Source organism: Roseburia sp. AF02-12 (genome assembly GCF_003461765.1).
GTDB lineage: Bacteria > Bacillota > Clostridia > Lachnospirales > Lachnospiraceae > Roseburia_C > Roseburia_C amylophila.
In genome coordinates this window covers 423,209-445,305 of sequence record NZ_QTXS01000001.1, presented here as the reverse complement: position 1 = coordinate 445,305, position 22,097 = coordinate 423,209, and the positions used below count along the sequence as shown (strand labels likewise).

Genomic DNA, 22,097 nt, shown 5'->3' with positions numbered 1-22,097 from the left:
ATTATTTTAAATCTTCCTCGGTAAACACCTCAGATATAGCTGCCCCCGGTGCTACCATTGGCCACACCTTATCATCACTATCAATTATACAGTCTATAACAACTGGTGTACTACTTGCAAGTGCTTTTTTCAAAATATCGACAAATTCTGCCTGACTGGCTGCACGATATCCCGTTGCTCCCATGGCTTCTGCCAGTTTTACAAAATCTACTCCATCGTCTAAAACAGTTGCAGAATAATGCTTCTCATAGAAAAGTGTCTGCCACTGTCTTACCATTCCAAGCACATGGTTATTGATGATAACTTCGATTAACGGAAGCTTCTGACGGACTGCTGTTGCAATCTCATTCATATTCATACGGAAACATCCGTCACCGGCAATATTGATAACCTGTTTATCCGGATTTGCTATCTGCGCACCGATTGCTGCCCCCAGTCCATAACCCATGGTTCCAAGTCCACCGGATGTCAGAAGTGTTCGCGGCTGTTTGTATTTATAATACTGTGCTGCCCACATCTGATGCTGTCCGACCTCCGTTACCATGATAGCATCTCCGTTGGTCTGACGATAGATTTCTTCGATTACGAACGGACCGCTTAATCCTTCCGGATGGTAGCTCAATGGATATTCTTTCTTGTATTCCATGATGTGCTCCATCCACTCTTTATGCTCCATCGGAGATAACATCGGATTGATTCTTGCAAGAATCTTCTTTAAATCACCAATCACGCTGTTTGTTACCATGATATTTTTATTAATCTCTGCCGCATCCACATCAAACTGTAAGATTTTTGCATGATGGGCAAATTTCTTAGCATTTCCAAGCACACGGTCTGAGAAACGGACACCTACTGCAATCAGAAGATCGCACTCGCTGACTCCAAGATTGGAAGTCTTGGTTCCATGCATTCCAAGCATTCCGGTATAACGTTCATCCGTTCCGTTAAATGCACCTTTTCCCATCAGGGTATCACAAACCGGTGCATCCACCTTATCCACAAATTCTCTCAATTCATCCGAACAGTCGGAAATCACGGCACCGCCGCCCACAAAGATATATGGTTTTTTCGCTTTCTGAATCAAAGCAACTGCTTCTTCTAAATCTTCCTCCCGGATGGTTTCTGTCACACGCAGTACCGGTTCAATACGCTGTGCGTTATATTCTGCCCTGTTAGCAGTGACATCCTTTGGAATATCCACAAGAACAGGACCCGGTCTTCCTTTTTTTGCAATGCGGAATGCCCGTCGGATGGTATCTGCCAGATCATTGACATCTTTTACAATAAAGTTGTGCTTGGTAATCGGCATGGTAATTCCTGCGATATCAATTTCCTGGAAACTGTCTTTGCCAAGAAGTGGCACATTGACATTACAGGTAATTGCTACCATTGGAACAGAATCCATATATGCGGTTGCAATTCCGGTTACCAGATTAGTTGCACCCGGTCCGCTGGTGGCAAAGCACACACCAACTTTTCCGGTGCTTCTTGCATATCCGTCTGCCGCATGGGAAGCTCCCTGCTCATGGGAAGTTAAAATATGTTTTATTTCATTACTATGTTTATATAACTCATCATATACATTTAAAATTGCACCGCCCGGATAACCAAACACCGTATCCACGCCCTGCTCTTTCAAACATTCTATTACGATTTCAGCACCTGTTAAGAGCATTGAAATTTCCTCTCTTTCCAACTTATCTTTCTGCTGTATATTTACAGATTACCGGTTCTTATTTTTCTTCCCCGGTACCTGGAATCTGTAAAATTGCACCGCGGTTTCCTGAAGTAACCATGGAAGCATAACGTGCCAGATATCCGGTTGTTACCTTCGGTTCTCTTGGCTGCCATTTTGCTTTACGGGCTGCCAGTTCTTCATCGGATACTGCAAGCTCTAACTTCATTTCCGGAATGTTAATCTTAATGATATCGCCTTCTTCTACCAATGCGATTGGTCCGCCTACGGCTGCTTCCGGTGAAACATGACCGATGGAAGCTCCACGGCTTGCGCCGGAGAAACGTCCGTCTGTAATCAATGCTACGGAAGAACCAAGTCCCATACCTGCGATTGCAGAAGTCGGATTTAACATCTCACGCATACCAGGGCCGCCTTTTGGTCCTTCGTAACGGATCACGACTACATCACCGGCAACAATTCTGCCACCCTTGATTGCTGCAATGGCATCTTCCTCACAGTCAAATACTCTTGCCGGTCCTTCATGAACCATCATCTCTTCTACGACTGCGGAACGTTTTACAACACCGCCGTCCGGAGCAAGATTTCCTTTTAATACGGCAAGACCACCGGTCTTACTGTATGGATTATCCAGTGGACGGATAACTTCCGGATTCTTATTGACTGCATCTTTGATATTCTCGCCTACGGTCTTACCGGTTACGGTCATACAGTCTGTATGTAAAAGTCCTGCATCTGCTAATTCTTTCATGACAGCATAGACACCGCCGGCTTCATTTAAGTCTTCCATATAGGTCGGGCCTGCCGGTGCCAGGTGGCAGAGGTTCGGAGTCTTCTCACTGATTGGATTTGCAAAGGAAATATCAAAATCAAATCCTACTTCATGTGCGATTGCAGGCAGGTGAAGCATACTGTTGGTAGAGCAGCCTAACGCCATATCTACGGTCAGTGCATTTAAAATAGCATCCTTTGTCATAATATCTCTTGGACGGATATCTTTCCGATACATATCCATAACTGCCATTCCGGCATGTTTTGCTAATTTGATACGCTCGGAATATACGGCAGGAATGGTTCCGTTTCCACGTAAGCCCATACCAAGTGCCTCGGTCAGACAGTTCATGGAGTTTGCGGTATACATACCGGAACAGGAACCACAGGTCGGACATACTTTTTCTTCGTATTCTCTTACTTCTTCCTCTGTCATTGTACCCGCTGCATAGGAGCCTACTGCCTCAAACATGGAAGATAAGCTTCTCTTGCGTCCCTTTACATGACCAGCTAACATCGGGCCACCGGAAACAAATACGGTAGGTACATTAATTCTTGCTGCTGCCATCAGAAGTCCCGGTACGTTCTTATCACAGTTTGGCACCATAACCAGTGCATCAAACTGATGGGCTAATGCCATACACTCTGTGGAATCTGCAATTAAGTCTCTTGTTACCAGGGAATATTTCATTCCGATATGTCCCATGGCAATTCCATCACAAACTGCAATTGCAGGGAATACAACCGGTACTCCACCTGCTTCTGCAACACCTAATTTTACAGCGTTTACAATTTTATCCAGATTCATATGGCCCGGTACGATTTCATTATAAGAACTTACGATACCAACCATTGGTTTCTTCATTTCTTCTTCGGTAAATCCCAAAGCGTTAAAAAGACTTCTGTGCGGAGCCTGCTGCATTCCGGCTTTTACATTATCACTCTTCATCTTCGTTCTTCCTCTCTTTTTTATTGTTCTGTCTGAAAATTTCTTATCTCTTACAGATTCTCTACGATTAAGTCACCCATTCTGGCTGTTCCTACCTGGGTTACGGTTGCTTTCTTTGCTTCTTCCTGTGGCATAATGTCAATGGTACGATAGCCTGCCTTTAACACCTTCTTTACGGCATTTTCAATGGCATCTGCTTCTTTATCGAGATCAAAGGAATATCTTAACATCATCGCTGCACTTAAAATGGTTGCAATCGGGTTTGCAATTCCTTTTCCTGCGATATCCGGTGCAGAACCACCGCTTGGCTCATAAAGACCGAATTTCGTATCATTTAAGCTTGCAGAGGATAACATTCCGATGGAACCGGTTACCATACTTGCTTCATCGGATAAAATATCTCCAAACATATTCTCAGTTAAAATTACATCGAACTGCTTCGGGTCTTTTACCAACTGCATGGCACAGTTATCTACCAGCATATGCTCATATGTTACTTCCGGATAGTCCTTTGCTACTTCTTCTACAATCTTTCTCCAGAGTCTGGAAGAATCCAGTACATTTGCCTTATCCACGCTGGTCACTTTCCTGCGGCGTTTCATGGCAATGTCAAATCCACGTTTTGCAATTCTGCGGATTTCATTTTCATTGTATGTCAAAGTATCGGTTGCCGTCATCACACCGTCCACTTCTTCTGTCTTTCTCTCTCCGAAATAAAGTCCGCCGGTCAGCTCACGCATAATCATCATGTCAAATCCGTCTCCGATAATATCGTCACGCAGTGGACATGCTTCCTTTAATTCTTCATAAAGGTATGCCGGTCTTAAGTTTGCAAAAAGGTTCAATGCTTTTCTTAATTTCAAAAGACCTGCCTCCGGGCGAAGGGATGGCTCTAATTTGTACCAAGGGGATGTTGCTGTATTTCCTCCGATGGAACCCATCAGAACTGCATCTGCCGCTTTTGCATGTGCAATGGCATCATCGGTCAGCGGTACACCGGTTGCATCGATAGAACAACCGCCCATCAGTATCTCGTCATATATAAAGGTGTGTCCGAATTTTGCTCCAATGGCATCTAACACCTTTCTTGCTTCGCTTACAATCTCCGGTCCGATTCCGTCACCGGCAATTACTCCAACATTATAATTCATGGGTAAATCCTTCTTTCTTTTCCTATTGCATGCATCCCAATTTCATAACTACTGATTATGGTAATGCTCATTATCCTATATCATAGCTTATTTATCCGAAGAATTCAATAAATTTTACCATTATAGTTTCTCATAGTATTTATAAACTGTGGTTATATTCTATTCTCTTGATATGATTTGTTGTTATTATACCAAATCTTTTTCTTGTCAGAATGGGATTGGTACAGTAGACTTGAGGTAGGTATTTAATGAACCAATTAACTTATCAATTTGCAAGGAGGATTTTCAAATGCCGTTTATTAACATGAAAACTACTGCTACTTTAGATATTGCCAAAAAAGATGCCCTGTCCAAGGAGCTCTGCATCATCACCAGAGACTGTCTCGGCAAAGGTGAAAACTGGGTGATGACCGGGTTCGAGGGGAATGCTTCTCTTTGCTTTCTAGGAAGCACCAAAGACATTGCTTATGTAGAAGTGAAATGCTACGGCTATCCGACCAAGCCACAGATGAATCTTATGACAAGAAAGGTCTGCACGCTCTTAGAAAATGAGCTTGGTATTCCGAAGAAGCGAATCTATGTTGCTTACTTCCCGACTGAAGACTGGGGATGGAATGACAGTAACTTCTAGGGAATTAGAAGAGGCATATCACACTGCTATCTATTGTCGTGTGATATGCCTGGCTTTTTGCCTTTTTTCTATGGCAACCCTATCTTATGATTTCCAATCCCAGTCCTCTAAAAAGCTAATCAGTTTATACCAGTTATCTACCGGTTCCCAGATTATAGCCTGCTTATTCTTTGACTTGATGCTTCCTAAAGTATAAACTTTTTCGTTTTCTTTTTTCTCTTTATAAAACTTCCATACGAGTCCATTTGTATAAATCACTTTTCCATAAGAACTAAGGTGTCCTTCTATCTGCTCTGTTATCTCCATATTATCATACGGTCGTTTTGCTTCTATGCACCCATATTTAGCTGCATCTCGACTTTTCTTCCTTTCCAGCACAACAAAATCAGGGAAACCTGCTTCCCCTTCTAAATTCTTTGATAATTTGCTGTCTGCTAATTTGTGGAATACTATGAAGTCCAAAAAGATATCCCAATACCAGCTTCTAAAGATGGGCATTGATAATAAAACTCTGGATGGATTAAAACACAACAAAAATATTACTGTACTCACCTTAGAAAAGCTCTGCACCATTATAGGCTGTACTCCAAATGATATTATTGAATTTAAATAGAGCGATACACCTTTGTCGATGTACCGCTCTATTTATGTTATGAAACTATCTCATTTTCCTATATTCCATTTTACCACAAATCATATTTTTCCATGGTTTCCGCATTTCTGAATTCGTGCTTCTCATAGTAGCCAATCAGCTTTTCTTCAGCATCCCTTAAAGCAACCATATACACATCTTTATTCTGCTTCACGTTATGGGAGGTATAGATGAGATTGTGGCTTTCATCTGCTGCGAACCAGTCGATTACCTGCTGGATGCGTTTTTGCGATTCTACATTATGGCAGTTTAAAAGGCTTCTTCCAACAAGGCTTTCACCGCCCCATTTCTCATAGTTTTTTACTGCTGTTGGATTCATATAAATGATTTCGTGCTTTAAATTGCATATCACAACGGAACAACGATCCTGGTCAATGATGCTTTTAAAATATGCTGCGTTAATGTCTGTCTGCATGGTTATGCTCCTTTTCTTTCTGCTCTTGAATTTCTATTATGCTTTGCTTAATATTCTTTTTCTATTTTCCCCTCAATTCCATACATTTTCCGGAATGTATCAAGGTCAGCCTCATTTTTTATCAGCATTATTTCTTCTATCTTTCCTGTATGGATATCTTTAAAGCCTGCCACCTGTTCTCCATTGCAGATGCTGGCTTTAATAACAGGCTTCTTGTTCATTTTATCATAGGGCAATGGCATGGATTTTTTCTTGAATATTCTCATACTGTATATCCTCATAATTAAGATTCATTCTTATATTCCAATATATACTTTTCCACCAGTTTACCAAAACATTCCGCTGTTGCATGCACTGCATTGATAGCATGAAAAATAGCATAATATGCCCTGTTATTTGCTGCCTTATATTCCCCTGCATCTAATAATATTTTTGCTGCACGTAAGTCATCTTTTGCTGTTTCCATCCTATATTGGGCGAGTTCTTTTTTCATATCATCATTATTATGCTGCTCCATATAACCTTACTCCCTCTTTTCTTACATTCTCATAAAACGGATATGCTTCACTCCATTTGCGGAAATGTTCATCATTCTTTGTTATCGGCTTAATATCCAGGTCATTATCCATATTAAAATCGAATGTCGCATAAGATAACTGATGCTGATATTGCTTCATTTCCATATCTGTTATGTCAAGCAATATCATGATATCAATATCTGAATCTTCTTTAAAATCTTCTCTGGCGTATGAGCCATACAAAATCACTTCCTGCAAATGTGTTCCATATATTTTTTAATTTCTGCTATATATTTATCTAACAATTCTTTCATGCTGTATGACATCATTCTCACCTCATTTTCTATGAATTTATAACAATTTCTATTTGTTGTAATTTTATTCTATTATAACATACCTGCATTTTTTCAGGCAACTGTCTGTTCCTTGTATACAAAAAATCCGTGGTTTGTACATCTCGCACACTCCACGGATTTTCTAAGGTCTTATCTTATTTCTTCTCTTTGGTTTCTTTTGCTTCTACTGCTTCTTCCGGTTTCTCGATTGCTGCAATTGCGGCTTTCTGCATTGGGATACGGCAGTTTCTGTTGCTGCCAAACTCAACGATAACAGTATCATCTTCAGATACGTCAATTACGATTCCGTAGAAACCGCTGGTTGTCAGTACGGTATCACCTACTGCCAACTCTGACATCATCTGCTCTTTCTTCTTTGCTTCTTTCTTCTGTGGACGAATCATGAAGAAGTATACAAATACAACCATAATTACTACCCACATAATAATGCTTCCCCAGGCCTGTGCCTGCTGTGATGCTAAAATAGACATTTCTTTTCCTCCTGAATTACAAACTTAAGTTCATGAAAAACATTGTACACAAAAAGACTGCGTTTCACAAGTATTTTCCCGATATTTCATTCTTTTTTTAGATTTGTGCCTCTTTTTCCCTGTTTATCTGGTTCATACCATAGAGTTTTTCCTCTTTGTATGACTTATAATTGCCGGCATCAATGGCGTCTCTGATTTCTTCCATCATGGTATTGTAGAAATACAGATTGTGTAATACGCAAAGACGCATACCAAGCATTTCCTTTGCCTTTAACAAATGGCGGACATAGGCTCTGCTGTAGCGGCGGCAGGTCGGACACTGACAGCCTTCCTCGATTGGGCGCATATCCTTTTCATATTTCTTATTGAAAAGGTTAATCTTTCCCTGATTGGTATAAAGATGTCCGTGGCGGCCATTACGGGTCGGATATACACAGTCAAAGAAATCCACGCCACGGTCTACTGCCTCTAAAATATTTGCCGGAGTTCCGACACCCATAAGATAGGTTGGTTTCTCAAGTGGCAGATATGGAACGGTCTGGTCTAAGATATCATACATCTCTTCGTGGGTCTCGCCTACTGCAAGTCCACCTACTGCATAGCCATCTAAATCTAATTCACTGATTCGCTTTGCATGGTCAATCCGGATATCCGGATAAATGGCTCCCTGGTTAATTCCAAACAGCATCTGATTTTTATTAATGGTATCTTCCAACCCATTCAGTCTTGTCATTTCCGCCTTACAGCGTGCCAGCCAGCGGGTTGTTCTGGCTACGGATGCCTCTACATATCCACGGTCAGCCAGTGCCGGTGCACATTCATCAAATGCCATGGCAATGGTGGATGCCAGATTAGACTGTATCTGCATACTTTCTTCCGGTCCCATGAAAATTTTTGCTCCATCAATGTGGGAATGGAAATAGACTCCCTCTTCTTTGATTTTACGGAGTCCTGCCAGTGAAAATACCTGGAATCCACCGGAATCGGTAAGGATTGGTTTGTCCCACACCATGAACTTGTGCAGTCCGCCCAGCTCTTTGATTAATTTATCTCCCGGACGTACATGCAGATGATAGGTATTGGATAATTCCACCTGTGTCTTAATCTGCTCTAAGTCTTCGGTAGAAACAGCTCCCTTTATGGCAGCGACCGTTCCTACATTCATAAACACCGGGGTCTGTATATCACCATGTACGGTATGAAAAATGCCCCTCTTTGCTCTTCCATCCTGTTTTAATAATTCGTACATATAATCTCCTGTTTCTGTTCTTTTTACAAATACTATCCTAGCATACCTTGTTTTCGCACTTTTTGCAACTGTGGGATTGCCAGTATCTGAAAAATCTTCTATAATAGAGTCTGACTTTTTTACAAAAACAAATCAGGAGGATGCTATGGCAGGCTCAACTATTGGAACTAACTTTAAAATTACAACCTGGGGAGAATCACACGGAACAGGAATCGGTGTCGTAATTGACGGCTGTCCTGCCGGACTTTCCCTTTGTGAAGAAGATATACAGACCTATTTAAACCGGCGTAAACCGGGACAATCTGCTTTCTCTACCCCGCGAAAAGAGGATGATGCAGTACATATTCTTTCCGGTGTCTTTGAAGGCAGAACCACTGGAACTCCAATCTCACTGATTGTGGTAAATGAAAACCAGCATTCCAAAGACTACCGTGAGATTGCTTCCTACTATCGTCCGGGACATGCTGACTTTACCTTTGATGCCAAATACGGTTTCCGGGATTACCGTGGTGGCGGACGTTCTTCCGGCCGTGAAACTATCGGACGTGTGGCTGCCGGTGCGGTTGCCGCAAAGATTTTAAAGGAACTTGGCATTGAGATTCTCACCTACAGTAAGAGCATCGGTCCCATCACCATTGACGAAACCAGATTTGACACCGCAGAAATCACGAAGAATCCGCTCTATATGCCGGATGCAGATGCTGCTGCAAAAGCTGCTTCCTATCTGGAAGAATGCAAAGCCATGCAGAACTCTGCCGGCGGTATTATCGAATGTGTTATTACCGGTGTTCCTGCCGGAATCGGTGACCCGGTATTCGAAAAAATCGATGCAAATTTAGCCAAAGCAATTTTCTCCATTGGTGCTGTAAAAGGCTTTGAAATCGGTGATGGATTTGCAGTTGCTGCTGCTACCGGACTTACCAACAACGATGCCTTTGTAACGGATGAAAACGGTTCTGTCACAAAAGAAACCAACCACGCCGGCGGTATCTTAGGCGGCATGAGTGATGGCTCGCCGATTGTATTCCGTGCTGCCATCAAGCCGACTCCTTCCGTTGCTTCCACCCAGAAGACCATAAATAAAAACGGCGAGGAAATCGAAATCAATATCAAGGGACGTCACGATCCGATTATCGTTCCAAGAGCTGTTGTGGTTGTCGAATCCATGGCTGCCATTACTATTTTCGATGCCATGCTTTCTAACATGAGTGCCCGGATGGATGGAATCAAAGATTTCTACAAGAAATAAAGGCTTCTATCAGAAATAGCAAAATCCCTGTCTGCTACAAGTCACAAACTCAGGTGACCTTCCGCTGACAGGGATTATTATTATTTTCTACGCCTGCATTTTGCTTAGAATCTCATCAAAGATAGCTGAGGCAACTTCATCCTTCGACATAATCGGAAGCTCTTTTTCTTCTGATTCTGTAATCAAAGTTACCACATTGGTATCGGTACCAAATCCGGCTCCCGCTGTCTTAAGATTATTGGCAACAATCATATCAAGCTTCTTCTTTTCTAACTTGGCTTTGGAATTTTCTTTCAGATGCTGTGTCTCCATGGAAAATCCACACAGGAACTGGTTTTCCTTCCGGGCAGAAACTGTTCCTAAAATATCTTTCGTGCATTCCATTTCCAACGTCAGTCCGCCATCGGCCTTTTTGATTTTTTCATCCGCAACGGTCTTTGGACGGTAGTCTGCTACTGCTGCAGCCATGACTACAATATCCTGTTCTGCAAATGCATCTGTAACAGCCTGATACATCTCTTCTGCCGTAACCACTGGAATTGTATTTACAAAAAAAGGCTTTTCAAGGCTGGTCGGTCCGGTGACCAGTGTTACCTCTGCCCCTCTTCTTGCCGCATTCTTTGTCAGTGCATAACCCATTTTTCCAGTGGAATGGTTGGTCACATAACGTACCGGGTCAATTGCCTCCTGGGTGGCTCCTGCTGTGATGAGAACCTTCTTTCCTGTCAGGTCTTTCTCACAGGCAGCTTCCTGCAGAATATATTCTAACAGTTCTTCCGGTTCCGGAAGTTTTCCCCTTCCGGTATCGCCACAGGCAAGATAGCCTGAGGACGGCTCAATGATGTGATAACCATATTCTCTTAGCTTCTTAAGATTATCCTGTGTTACCGGATTGTCAAACATATGTGTATTCATTGCCGGGGCAAGATATATCGGAGCCTCACAGGCTAACATGGTAGAAGTGAGCATATCATCTGCAATTCCGTGTGCCAGCTTTGCAATGACATTTGCAGAAGCCGGAGCAATCATCACCACATCTGCTTCCTGTGCCATGGCAATATGTGCCACATGATATCCGCTGTTGCGGTCAAAGGTATCGTCAATTACCTTATTTCCGGTCAGTGTCTCAAAGGTAACCGGTGATATAAACTGCTCTGCATTTTTCGTCATAATTACATGCACATCTGCGTGCTGCTTTACCAGCATACTGGCAAGTGAAGCCGCTTTATATGCTGCAATACTGCCTGTCACTGCCAGTAATATATTCCTGCCCTTTAACATATGAATTACCTCCTGTGTACTTTATTCAATACCATTCCAATTGCGGCTACCAGAACGGCTGCTACAATTGCTTCTATAATTCCATTAAAGCTGATAACGCCAAGGATTACGCCCATAACTGCGCCCGGCTCAATGCTCAATGCGTTGGCATATGCCTCTTTATAGAAAATATAAATCATCGGCATTACAAGCAGTGTATTGGTCAATGCTCCGGTTACGCCGGCATAGACATAGCCTAAGAATCTGCCATCCTTCTTTCTTCCGGTCAGTTCCACTACAATAAAATAAATAACTGCTGCAGCTGCACCTGATATCCAGCCAATCATTTCCTTCGAATCTGTTGTCAGCATTTTAGCAAAGAACGCATGGATACCAACCAGTAAAAGTACGCTGATTACAAGATTACTGATTACCTTTGCAGCCTTTGCATGGCTGGATGTGGTTAATTTTACAATTCCACGATATACGAAATATGGGATGATACCTACTAAAATTCGTGGTACAAAACAGATAATGGTACTCTTTACCACTCCTGCTGCGCCATCGATGCTGCTTGCCAGTATCGGTGAAAATACAAATGCTGACATAGAAGTTGGCATCAATGTATTTTTAATAAAACTGGTTAATCCAAATACAAATCCCAAAAAGGCACCTTTTTTCGGTCCGCAGAAAATTGCACCTAAAATAACCGGTATATGGATAATCGTTGCATTAATAACTACTAAAGGAATAAATCCTAACGGGGTAAATGCCATTACGACAATAATGGCGGTAAATAAAGCTGTCAGAACCAGCTCATAAGATTTTGGGATACTTCTGTCCCTGGTAAAAGCTACGTTTTTTTCACTCATAGTCTCTTCCTCTTTTCTTAAATTTTCTTTTTCTATTTTCTTTTTTCTCCGCATTTTAAGGCTTTGCGGCCAAGCACTTCCATTGATAGCCTCCGGACCGGTAGGCTTCAACCGTGTTATTTTATCATAGTTTTTCCAAAAAAGAAAGATGTCGTCTGTTATTTTTTTAACAAACGACATCTTTTTACCCTTTTTACATGAATACCGAAAATGCCTGGTTAAAGCATGTTTCCCGCAGTTCGCTTTTAACTTAGTTTATGGATATAAATACAATTCGGCTTGTCTACCGGAATCGGCTTCTCTTCCATCAGAATGTATTTCTTCTCATAATCTACCTTAAACATGGTAATCTCATTGGTCTCATTATTAAGGCTCATGAAATGCATTCTGTCCGGACAGATACCAATCATTTTCGGATAATCACCACTGATTTTCGAATTACACATCATGGTAAGACATCCACTCTCTTTATCAATTTCATAAATCGATACGGAGTTTGCACCTGCATTACTGCAGAATAAATATTCACCATCCATTGTCACTTCCAGACCGGATGCAGCACAGACATCAGCTTCCTTCGGTGTGGTCGTTGTAATGGTCTGAATCTTCTCGAAATGCGGCTGGTCATTTTCTAACGTATAGGAAAATACCTCTATCTGATTCAACAGCTCATAGAGAATATAAGCAAATCTTCCATCACGGCTGAAGCGGATCATATGCGGTGCAGATTCCAACGGACAACGGATGATATCTGCTAGCTTCATCCTGCCATTCTCATAGTCAATCCGGTAAATCTTTACATGATCTAATCCATTATCCACTGCACACAAGAACTTCTCGTCCGGTGTCAGTTTCACGCAGTCTACATGTGGCTTGGAGCTTCGCTCTGCAATGGTCCGTCCCATTCCCTTATGAAAAATACCGTCTGCAATTTCTCCGATGCTGCCGTCCTTTTCCAACTTCATCATGGTCACTCTGCCATCATGATGACCGCCTACGAAAAGATAACGGTTCTTACTGTCCACTTCCACATAACAGCCACGCATACCGCCAATCCACTGCTTGTTCATTGGCTCAAGGTCTCCATCCGGCAGAATGTGAAATGCTTCCACGCCTTCATCTGCGATGGAATATAAGAATCTGCCATCCTTCGATACCAGCAAATCGGAAGGATTATTGATGGGAACCACTTTCCGTTCCTTCATTTCTCCGCTTTTTGCATCCAAATCATATAAATGGATTCCGATACTGTTCTCATGGGTATACGTTCCGACATAAACAACATACTTTTCTTCCATAGGTCATTCCTCCTGTCTGCGTAAAATATCATACATCTCCAGTTCCTGTCCTAAATCAATGTAAAGCACCTGTTTTGGATGTGGTGCTGATTCCATTTCATTTTCATCTTCGTCCACAATCCGTTTTACGGTAACCGGAATATTTCTTCCATCCGGTTTCATGACTTCAATCTGTTCCCCTACGGAGAATTTATTTCTCTGTTCAATTTGATATAATCCCTCTTCGTTGCGTTCTCCTACAATTCCAAGGTAGGTATACTCTTTGATATAAGTGTTATTATCGTAAATCTGGCTCTCTTCCGAAGGCTTTCCAAAGAAAAAGCCGGTGGTAAACTGGCGATAAGTACAGTTAGAAATCTGTTCTAAATACCAGTCCATATTTTCTTTATATTTCTCCGGTGAGGTAAGATAATCATCAATGGCTTTCCGGTAAGTACGTGCTACAGTAGCAACATAAAGTGCTGTCTTCATACGTCCTTCTATCTTAAAGGAATCAATACCTGCCTCAATCAATTCCGGGATGTGCTCAATCATGCACAAATCCTTGGAGTTAAAAATATAGGTACCACGTTCATTTTCATAAACCGGCAGATACTCTCCCGGACGTTTTTCCTCTACCACTGCATATTTCCAGCGGCACGGATGAGTGCAGGCTCCCTGGTTGGCATCTCTTCCGGTAAAATAATTACTTAAAAGACATCTTCCGGAATAGGAAATACACATTGCTCCATGCACAAATGTCTCGATTTCCATTTCATCCGGAATATTTTTGCGAATCTCAGCAATCTCATTTAAAGAAAGCTCTCTTGCTGTTACCACACGCTTTGCGCCCTGGTTCCACCAGAACTGATACGTTCCATAGTTGGTATTATTGGCCTGGGTACTGATATGACGCTCGATTTCCGGGCAGATTTCTTTTGCAATGGTATAAATACCCGGGTCGGAAATAATCAGGGCATCCGGCTTGATTTCCTTTAACTGGGTAAAGTACTCTCTTACACCTTCCAAATCCCCATTGTGAGCCAGTATATTTGCTGTTACATAAACTTTTACGCCATGCTCATGGGCAAACTGGATGCCCTCTGCCATATCCTCCATGGAAAAGTTTTTTGCCTTCGCACGAAGTCCAAATACTTCTCCGCCGATATATACGGCATCTGCTCCATAAATGACTGCAATTTTTAATACTTCCAGACTGCTGGCTGGAATCAGTAATTCTACCGGTCTCATTGATTTATTTCTCCTAATATTTCAATCTGTATCATCTATTTCTTAATGCTAATGGTAACACCGTCTCCAATCGGAAGCACCGATGTGGTAAGACTGTCATTGTGTGTCAGTTCATAAAGATATTCCCGCATTCTCTTATGAATGGTCCGGTTTCTTCTGGTTACTGCATAATGGGATTCGATAATATCTCCCTCCTGCAGCACATTGTCAGATACCAGTAATGCACCAGGCTTCATCAGCCGAAGAATATCCGGCAGGAAATTGATATACTGTCCCTTTGCCGCATCCATAAAAAGAAAATCATAAGGATCTTCTAACGTCTTTAACACCTCTGTGGCATCTCCCGGAATCAGTGTGATTTCTTTCTCTTTTCCGGCACGTTTGAAATTTGCCTGTGCAATAGGAATTCTTTTCTCGTAATTTTCTATGGTTGTAATCCGGCATGGCACCGGATTATATTCTTCCATCAGAAGTGCAGAAAATCCTACTGCAGTTCCCACTTCCAAAATCCGCTCTGGCCGCTTTAATGCCAGCATGGATTTTAAAAAGCTCTGCATTTCCTTACGGATAACCGGCACATAATTCTTCTTTGCCTCTACCTCAATTTCCTCTAAAAGCGGTGTATTTCCACTGTCTAAGGAATTGATATACGTTACTAATCGTTCCTCTACTATCACGTTGTACCCTCTGTATCTTTTTCCGAAACCGGTGACATGGCTTCCATCATTTCTTTCGCTGTCATGGAAGTATTCAGCGTATATATTCCCGGTTTGATTTTTTTAGAATACGCAGAAAGCTTTAACTGCACTGCAAAAAGCCTGGCATCACGGATAAGTCCTTTCTCCTCTAACATACTTCCAATATCACTACCGGACATTCCAGCCTCTATCTGAACCACAATATCCTTGCCATCACCGGATGACACCGGCTGCTCTGTATACACGCGATATCCGAAATCATATGCATAGCTTCCTGCCTTAAAAAGTACAAAAATCACCAGTACAACAACAAGAACAGAAAAACTGATTCGGACAATTTTCATCACAATCTTACTGGCACTCATCGCACAACCTCTCCATTATCTTTCGTTTACAAAACCTACTTCAAAATTCAGGCCGCCAACCAGTCTGAAATTAATTTTCTGCAGCAGACGGCAGAATGCAAGCTCTGCTGTCATAAATTCTTCTGCAACCGGATTCTTGCGGATATCTATATTTTCCCGCTCCAGCTGGTCTACTTCCCAGAACAGATCCACATTTTTACTGTTCTGGATCTGGTAATTCTTCTGGCGGAATGCAAATACAATCTGCTCTAATTCCGGATTCGCATGCAGCTTATTCTTTGCTTCCTGATAACGCTTATATTCATTGGTATCCTGAATTGCATTTACAAGTTCTGTTACCTTATCTTCTACTACGCTCATGTTCATCCACCCACATTAAACTTCCATAATAATTGGAATAATCATCGGTCTGCGCTTTGTCTCTTTCCAGACAAAATCACCTAAAGCATCTTTGATTTCTGTCTTAATCTTGCTCCAGTCTGTAATATTCTTATCCATGCAGTGTTCCATGGTTCCCTCTAATACATGACGGGCTTCCTCCATCAGGCTTTCTGCCCCACGTACATAGACAAATCCTCTGGATACGATGTCCGGTCCTGCCAGCACCATTCCGGAGCCACTTTCCAATGTCATTACAACAATAATGATTCCTTCTTCTGCCAGATGCTGTCTGTCACGCAATACAATATTTCCTACGTCACCAACACCAAGTCCGTCTACCATGACATCGCCTACCTGTACATGTCCGGTAACTGATGCGCTTTCCTCATCCAGTTCTAATACATCACCGGAAGACAAGAGGAAAATATTTTCTTTATCAATGCCAAGTTCTTCTGCAATCTTAGCCTGGGCAACCAGATGACGGTATTCTCCATGAACCGGAATTGCATATTTCGGTTTTACCAGTGAGTAAATCAGTTTGATATCCTCCTGACAGGCATGACCGGAAACATGAACGTCCTGGAAAATAACCTCTGCACCTTTCATGGTCAGTTCATTAATGACACCGGACACTGCTTTTTCATTACCCGGAATCGGGTTGGAACTAAAAATAATGGTATCCTTTGGTTTAATTGTTATCTTACGATGCATGCCGGATGCCATACGGGATAATGCCGCCATGGATTCTCCCTGGCTTCCTGTTGTAATGATAACCGTCTGCTCATCCGGATAATTCTTCAGCTGTTCAATATCAATCAGGGTCTGCTCCGGGATGGTAAGGTATCCCAGCTCAGACGCAATCGTAATGATATTTACCATGCTTCGTCCTTCAATTACTACTTTTCTGCCATACTTATTGGCAGAGTTCATAATCTGCTGTACACGGTCTACATTGGATGCAAAAGTTGCAATAATGATTCGTGTGTTCTTATGGTCAGCAAAAATATTATCAAAGGTCTTTCCTACGGTACGCTCCGACATGGTAAAGCCAGGACGCTCTGCATTGGTGGAGTCACACATCAATGCCAGTACACCCTTCTTACCAATCTCACCAAAACGCTGTAAATCGATAGCATCACCATATACCGGTGTATAATCCACTTTAAAGTCTCCGGTGTGGACAACTGTTCCTGCCGGTGAATAAATGGCAAGAGCTGCCGCATCCTGAATACTATGGTTGGTACGGATAAATTCCACGCGGAAGCAGCCTAAGTTAATATGCTGTCCGTATTTTACTACCTTACGTTTTACTTTCTTGAGCATATTATGCTCTTCTAACTTGTGTTCGATAATTGCAATCGTAAGCTTGGTTGCATAAATCGGCACATTGACTTCTTTTAAAATATAAGGGATTGCTCCGATATGGTCTTCGTGACCATGGGTAATAAAAAATCCCTTTACTTTGTCAATATTATCTTTTAAATAAGTCACATCCGGGATAACAAGGTCTACACCAAACATGTCATCCTCCGGGAATGACAGACCGCAGTCCACAACAATAATACTGTCTTCGTATTCAAAGGCAGTTATGTTCATTCCAATCTGCTCTAATCCGCCTAATGGAATGATTTTCAATTTTGAGTTTGCTTCTTTTTTCAAAATATTACCTCCATAAATTCTTTCTTTTCGCGCTCATTGCATTTGTCCGCAATTACATAAGTTCTCCTAGAATTCAATGTCTACATCTTCCATTAATTCTGCGAAAATTTTTGCAAGTGCTTCTAACTCTTTATCATCTTCCACCATTTCATAGATGGTATTGTGATCATCTTCATTCTGTGTTTCTTTTAAAATAAATGCATCCGAATCACCCTCTTCGTCTACTGTGACAAGAAGGTAATTGATTCCCCGTATGGTTGTCTGCTCTAATACATAAAATTCTGCTGACTCATTGGTATCCGGGTCTGTAAAATTTACTTTTTCCATATTTACTCCTGATTCTTTTCATTCTGCAGATAGTCAAGGTATCCCTGTAAAATAAAGGATGCCGCTATCTGATCCACATATTCTTTGCGATTCTCTCTTCGGATTCCGGCTTCCATCATAAGATTATCCGCCGCAACAGTAGTAAGGCGTTCGTCCCACAGCTCTACTGTAAGTCCGGTACGCCTTTCTAACATTTCTTTAAATTCTAAGGTTTTTTCACAACGCTCGCCTTCACTATTATTCATATTTTTCGGAAAGCCGAGAACAATTTTCTCCACGTTATATTCTTTGATTAATTCTTCAATACGTGCCAATGTCTGACGCAGCTTATTTTCTGATTTTCTGCGCACAATCTCAATTCCCTGTGCAGTAATAAGCAGTTCATCGCTAACGGCAACTCCAACGGTTTTAGAACCGAAGTCAAGACCGATTATCCGCATCAACTGCCTCCTACTTCCATGAATTTGTATGGATATATTCCTTTAATATCTCTTCTACAAGTTCGTCACGTTCTACTTTCATAATCAGACTTCTTGCATTATTGTGACTGGTAATATAAGTCGGATCACCAGACATAATATATCCAACAATCTGATTGACCGGATTGTATCCTTTCTCAGATAATGCCTCGTATACAATCTTAAGTACATCATGTACCCTGATTTCCGGTTCTTTTTCAACTCTAAAATATTGTGTGTTATTCATGTTCTGCATTTTTTCACGCCCTTATTTTGCTCTTTTGTTCTTCCTAATGAAAAAGCATCGCTAAATCTATTCTAATATAAAGTACTGCAAAATTCAACCATTATTCAAAATACACTTCTCATACACTTATCTTTTCCCGATAATTCTACTCTGCTTTTTCAATATTTTCCATCCGGTATACATCTGCTGAAATCCGTCCGGTCACTACACCTTTCACCAAAATATTTTCTTCCCCTTCTGCCTCCGGCACTGCTATCTTTACATATTCTTTGGTATATCCGGTAAAATATACATTTCCTGCGATTTCACCGGTTTCTTCTAATAATATTTCTTCCGGTCTGCCAACATAATACTCCCGGAATTCTTCTGACATTTCCTGTGCCAGTGCCAAAAGCACCTTACTGCGTTCTGTCTTCACCTGTTCTGGCACCTGATCCGGCATCACTGCTGCCTTCGTACCTTTGCGCTTGGAATACTTGAAAATATGCATCTCATAAAAATGAATCCGCTCTAAGAATTCCTTTGTTGCCTCAAATTCTTCCTCTGTTTCTCCCGGGAATCCTACGATAACATCTGTGGTAATTGCCGGATGGGTAAAATATTTCCGAATCAGCTTACAGCCTGCTTCATAAGTGGCTGTATCATATTTCCGGTTCATCCGCTTTAAGGTTGCATCACATCCGCTCTGCAGGGACAGGTGAAAATGCGGACAGATTTTTTCTAATTTTGCCAGCTCTTTCACAAAATTCTCATCGATGATTCCAGGCTCCAAGGAACCCAGACGAATCCGGCGGATACCTTCTACTTTATGCACTTCCTGAATCAGATGTAAAAGATTATCTCCATGGTCTAATCCATAGGAACTTAAATGGATTCCGGTCAGTACCACTTCCTTACAGCCATTTGCTGCAAGTGTCTCCACTTCACGCACGACCTCTTCTGCCTTACGGCTTCTGATTCTACCTCTCGCATATGGAATAATACAATATGTGCAGAACTGGTTGCAGCCATCCTGCACCTTTAAGAAAGCTCTGGTATGTTCTTCCGTCCGGCTGATAGACAGTGCTTCATATGCTCTGCCTTTCTCATTAATATCGCAGATATTTTCCTTCCAGTCATCCACTCCTTCGGTTTCTTCGTTTGCATTTTTCTTCTGGTTCATACAGTTTTCAATAAGCTCCACCAGTTCATGTTTCTTGTCATTTCCGATAATGATATCCACGGATAAATCCCTTGCTGCTTCTTCCGATGAAGTCTGGACATAACAGCCGGCAGCGACAACGATACTGTCCGGATTTTCTTTTTTTGCTTTATGAAGCATCTGGCGGGATTTCCGGTCTGCCATGTTGGTTACCGAACAGGTGTTAATCACATAGACATCCGCCTGTTCCGTAAAAGGAACAATCTCATAACCTGCCTGTTCTAATAACTGCTGCATAGCCTCCGTCTCATATGCGTTCACCTTGCATCCCAAATTGTGCAATGCTGCTTTTTTCATTCGATTTTTTCCTCACTTCTAGTTGACTTTTACCTCCAAAGAAGTTACTATTAAGAAAAAGTATTTATAGCAACCAAGGAGGTCTTACTATGAAAACAGTTCAAATTTCATTAAACTCAATCGATAAGGTGAAATCCTTCGTAAACGCAATCACACAGTTCGAATTTGATTTCGACTTAATCTCTGGAAGATACGTTATCGATGCTAAATCTATCATGGGTATCTTCAGCTTAGATTTATCCAAACCAATCGACTTAGCAATTCATGCAGAGTCTAATCTGGATGAGATTATGGAAGCATTAAAACCTTATCTTAATTGAATTGATGTAAATGAATTGGGGGGATTGCGAAAGCAATCCCTTTTTTTATTTGTGCAGGAACCCGCTACGCTGTGCGGGTCCCTTATTTAATTCCGTTTCTATATATTGCTCTGCTTTTATATATTATCTGTTTCTACGTAATATTCTGCTTCTAAACAGCATTCTATTTCTATTCACACTACTCTGCTTCTACGTGAATCACTTCTACCGTATCAATTGCAGTCTGCATCAGTTCATCAATCTTCTCTTCTAACTTTGTTTCAGATTTCTTGATGTATTCAATGTTCGGTTTGGTAACCGGATGCTTTGCCACAAAAATGGTACAGCAGTCTTCAAACGGCTGGATAGATGTCTCATAGGTATCAATTTTTTCTGATACTTCTACGATTTCCTGCTTGTCAAATCCAATCAATGGGCGGTATACCGGCATGGTACATACTTCATTGGTTGCCGCTAATGACTGCATGGTCTGGCTTGCGACCTGTCCGATACTCTCTCCGGTAATCAGTCCTAAACAGCGGTTTTCTTTAGCAAAATGCTCTGCCAGTTTCATCATATAGCGGCGCATGATAATGGTAAGCTCCTCATGTGGACATTTCTCATAAATATAAAGCTGGATATCGGTAAAATTCACTACATGAAGATTGATAGGTCCGCTGTATCTTGCTACCAGTTTTGCCAGATCCACTACCTTCTGTTTTGCACGTTCTGAAGTATATGGCGGTGCATGAAAATAAGTTGCGTCCAACGCTACTCCACGTTTTGCAATCATATAACCTGCTACCGGACTGTCGATTCCGCCGGATAATAATAACATGGCTTTTCCGTTAGAACCTACCGGCATTCCACCCGGTCCCGGAATTTCCTTGGAATAAATATTGATAAGACTTCTGATTTCAATGCAGACCATAACCTCCGGGTTATGCACATCTACCTTGCTCTCCGGGAACGCATCTAAGATTTTTCCACCCAGTTCAGCATTGATTTCCATGGAATCAAGAGGATAATTCTTTCTTGCTCTCCTTGCATTTACTTTAAAAGTAAAGTTCTTTTCCGGATATTCTTTACCCAGATAATCTACCACTGTCTCCGCTAATTTATCGAAGCCTTCATCCTCTACCTGAAGTAATGGACAGAATCCTACAATACCAAATACACGGCTTAATGCTTCTACGGTCTCGTCATAATCATAGTCATCGGATACTACATTGACATAGATTCTTCCCTGCTCTTTGGTTACTTCAAACTCGCCCTCTGCTGTCTTTAACGCATGGCGGATCTGCTCCATTAACATATTTTCAAAAATGTAGCGGTTCTTTCCCTTTACTCCGATTTCTCCATATTTTACCAGAAATGATTTATACATATGATTTCCTT

Annotated in this window: 26 protein-coding genes and 1 pseudogene; 4 read left to right on the top strand and 23 right to left on the bottom strand. The window is 41.6% G+C overall.

All coding sequences use genetic code 11. The features are described 5' to 3' along the window. Position 1 precedes the first annotated feature (1 nt). Genes ilvB through leuB form a run of 3 tightly spaced genes read right to left on the bottom strand, consistent with a single transcriptional unit; the run spans position 2 to position 4,567 of the window. Positions 2–1,675: a biosynthetic-type acetolactate synthase large subunit gene (gene ilvB, locus DV740_RS02105; RefSeq protein ID WP_118087946.1), complete on the bottom strand. Its 1,674-nt coding sequence runs from the start codon at positions 1,673–1,675 to the stop codon at positions 2–4. 58 nt (positions 1,676–1,733) lie between these two features. Next, complete coding sequence (gene ilvD, locus DV740_RS02100; protein ID WP_117840956.1) at positions 1,734–3,416, bottom strand: dihydroxy-acid dehydratase; 1,683 nt, start codon at positions 3,414–3,416, stop codon at positions 1,734–1,736. A gap of 50 nt (positions 3,417–3,466) precedes the next feature. Continuing rightward, complete coding sequence (gene leuB / locus DV740_RS02095; RefSeq protein ID WP_118087386.1) at positions 3,467–4,567, bottom strand: 3-isopropylmalate dehydrogenase; 1,101 nt, start codon at positions 4,565–4,567, stop codon at positions 3,467–3,469. Between the two features lie 289 nt (positions 4,568–4,856). Here leuB and DV740_RS02090 point away from each other — a divergent pair, with 289 nt between their 5' ends. After that, complete coding sequence (locus tag DV740_RS02090) at positions 4,857–5,198, top strand: phenylpyruvate tautomerase MIF-related protein (protein WP_022243052.1); 342 nt, start codon at positions 4,857–4,859, stop codon at positions 5,196–5,198. Positions 5,199–5,282: 84 nt separating this feature from the next. Here DV740_RS02090 and DV740_RS15310 read toward each other — a convergent pair whose 3' ends face one another. Beyond that, positions 5,283–5,504, bottom strand: a complete 222-nt coding sequence (locus DV740_RS15310) for a hypothetical protein (RefSeq protein ID WP_199534927.1) — start codon at positions 5,502–5,504, stop codon at positions 5,283–5,285. A gap of 25 nt (positions 5,505–5,529) precedes the next feature. Here DV740_RS15310 and DV740_RS15305 point away from each other — a divergent pair, with 25 nt between their 5' ends. After that, the gene (locus DV740_RS15305) at positions 5,530–5,811 is read left to right on the top strand and encodes a helix-turn-helix domain-containing protein (RefSeq protein WP_197420850.1); all 282 of its coding nucleotides are present in this window, start codon (positions 5,530–5,532) and stop codon (positions 5,809–5,811) included. Positions 5,812–5,881: 70 nt separating this feature from the next. Here DV740_RS15305 and DV740_RS02075 read toward each other — a convergent pair whose 3' ends face one another. The 6 genes and pseudogenes from DV740_RS02075 to tgt all read right to left on the bottom strand — a co-directional run bounded on the left by DV740_RS02075 (position 5,882) and on the right by tgt (position 8,858). Beyond that, a complete protein-coding gene (locus tag DV740_RS02075; protein ID WP_118087384.1) occupies positions 5,882–6,265 on the bottom strand; it encodes a fatty acid/phospholipid synthesis protein PlsX in 384 nt (127 codons plus the stop codon). Positions 6,266–6,312: 47 nt separating this feature from the next. Then, on the bottom strand, positions 6,313–6,531 hold the full coding sequence (locus DV740_RS02070) for an aspartate dehydrogenase (RefSeq protein ID WP_118087383.1): 219 nt from the start codon (positions 6,529–6,531) through the stop codon (positions 6,313–6,315). A gap of 17 nt (positions 6,532–6,548) precedes the next feature. Beyond that, a complete protein-coding gene (locus DV740_RS02065) occupies positions 6,549–6,782 on the bottom strand; it encodes a HEPN domain-containing protein (RefSeq protein ID WP_022243059.1) in 234 nt (77 codons plus the stop codon). Further along, positions 6,769–7,109, bottom strand: a pseudogene (locus tag DV740_RS02060) (nucleotidyltransferase domain-containing protein). The gene DV740_RS02065 and the pseudogene DV740_RS02060 overlap by 14 nt, the downstream one beginning before the upstream one ends. A gap of 164 nt (positions 7,110–7,273) precedes the next feature. After that, positions 7,274–7,609: a preprotein translocase subunit YajC gene (gene yajC, locus DV740_RS02055; protein WP_022243061.1), complete on the bottom strand. Its 336-nt coding sequence runs from the start codon at positions 7,607–7,609 to the stop codon at positions 7,274–7,276. Between the two features lie 97 nt (positions 7,610–7,706). After that, on the bottom strand, positions 7,707–8,858 hold the full coding sequence (tgt, locus tag DV740_RS02050) for a tRNA guanosine(34) transglycosylase Tgt (protein WP_117697028.1): 1,152 nt from the start codon (positions 8,856–8,858) through the stop codon (positions 7,707–7,709). Positions 8,859–9,003: 145 nt separating this feature from the next. On the opposite strand from tgt, the gene aroC reads away from it, so the two are divergent. Continuing rightward, positions 9,004–10,107 (top strand): chorismate synthase, encoded by a 1,104-nt coding sequence (aroC, locus tag DV740_RS02045; RefSeq protein ID WP_118087382.1) that lies wholly within the window; start codon positions 9,004–9,006, stop codon positions 10,105–10,107. A gap of 87 nt (positions 10,108–10,194) precedes the next feature. Here aroC and coaBC read toward each other — a convergent pair whose 3' ends face one another. The 12 genes from coaBC to mtaB form a co-directional block, all read right to left on the bottom strand. After that, a complete protein-coding gene (coaBC, locus tag DV740_RS02040) occupies positions 10,195–11,388 on the bottom strand; it encodes a bifunctional phosphopantothenoylcysteine decarboxylase/phosphopantothenate--cysteine ligase CoaBC (RefSeq protein WP_118087381.1) in 1,194 nt (397 codons plus the stop codon). Between the two features lie 5 nt (positions 11,389–11,393). After that, on the bottom strand, positions 11,394–12,239 hold the full coding sequence (locus tag DV740_RS02035; RefSeq protein WP_022243065.1) for an ECF transporter S component: 846 nt from the start codon (positions 12,237–12,239) through the stop codon (positions 11,394–11,396). A gap of 245 nt (positions 12,240–12,484) precedes the next feature. Continuing rightward, positions 12,485–13,537 (bottom strand): lactonase family protein, encoded by a 1,053-nt coding sequence (locus DV740_RS02030; protein WP_118087380.1) that lies wholly within the window; start codon positions 13,535–13,537, stop codon positions 12,485–12,487. Between the two features lie 3 nt (positions 13,538–13,540). Further along, on the bottom strand, positions 13,541–14,767 hold the full coding sequence (locus tag DV740_RS02025; protein WP_118087379.1) for a peptidase U32 family protein: 1,227 nt from the start codon (positions 14,765–14,767) through the stop codon (positions 13,541–13,543). Between the two features lie 35 nt (positions 14,768–14,802). After that, positions 14,803–15,444 carry an O-methyltransferase gene (locus DV740_RS02020; RefSeq protein WP_118087378.1) on the bottom strand — a complete coding sequence of 214 codons (642 nt, stop codon included), beginning with the start codon at positions 15,442–15,444 and terminating at the stop codon, positions 14,803–14,805. Further along, positions 15,441–15,830, bottom strand: a complete 390-nt coding sequence (locus tag DV740_RS02015) for an endolytic transglycosylase MltG (protein ID WP_022243069.1) — start codon at positions 15,828–15,830, stop codon at positions 15,441–15,443. The genes DV740_RS02020 and DV740_RS02015 overlap by 4 nt, the downstream gene beginning before the upstream one ends. 15 nt (positions 15,831–15,845) lie before the next feature. Then, positions 15,846–16,190, bottom strand: a complete 345-nt coding sequence (locus tag DV740_RS02010) for a YlbF family regulator (RefSeq protein WP_022243070.1) — start codon at positions 16,188–16,190, stop codon at positions 15,846–15,848. Positions 16,191–16,205: 15 nt separating this feature from the next. Continuing rightward, entirely contained in the window at positions 16,206–17,870 is a 1,665-nt protein-coding gene (locus DV740_RS02005) for a ribonuclease J (protein ID WP_118087377.1), read from the bottom strand. Between the two features lie 66 nt (positions 17,871–17,936). After that, positions 17,937–18,197, bottom strand: a complete 261-nt coding sequence (locus tag DV740_RS02000; protein WP_022243072.1) for a DUF1292 domain-containing protein — start codon at positions 18,195–18,197, stop codon at positions 17,937–17,939. A gap of 2 nt (positions 18,198–18,199) precedes the next feature. Further along, complete coding sequence (gene ruvX, locus DV740_RS01995; protein WP_022243073.1) at positions 18,200–18,637, bottom strand: Holliday junction resolvase RuvX; 438 nt, start codon at positions 18,635–18,637, stop codon at positions 18,200–18,202. A 10-nt stretch (positions 18,638–18,647) separates the two neighbouring features. Continuing rightward, positions 18,648–18,911: an IreB family regulatory phosphoprotein gene (locus DV740_RS01990; protein WP_022243074.1), complete on the bottom strand. Its 264-nt coding sequence runs from the start codon at positions 18,909–18,911 to the stop codon at positions 18,648–18,650. 136 nt (positions 18,912–19,047) lie between these two features. Beyond that, entirely contained in the window at positions 19,048–20,400 is a 1,353-nt protein-coding gene (mtaB, locus tag DV740_RS01985) for a tRNA (N(6)-L-threonylcarbamoyladenosine(37)-C(2))-methylthiotransferase MtaB (RefSeq protein WP_118087376.1), read from the bottom strand. An 89-nt stretch (positions 20,401–20,489) separates the two neighbouring features. On the opposite strand from mtaB, the gene DV740_RS01980 reads away from it, so the two are divergent. Further along, the gene (locus DV740_RS01980) at positions 20,490–20,720 is read left to right on the top strand and encodes an HPr family phosphocarrier protein (protein ID WP_118087375.1); all 231 of its coding nucleotides are present in this window, start codon (positions 20,490–20,492) and stop codon (positions 20,718–20,720) included. Between the two features lie 178 nt (positions 20,721–20,898). Here the strand turns inward: DV740_RS01980 and thiI are convergent, their stop codons facing one another. Then, entirely contained in the window at positions 20,899–22,086 is a 1,188-nt protein-coding gene (gene thiI / locus DV740_RS01975) for a tRNA uracil 4-sulfurtransferase ThiI (protein WP_117697007.1), read from the bottom strand. Positions 22,087–22,097 lie beyond the last annotated feature (11 nt).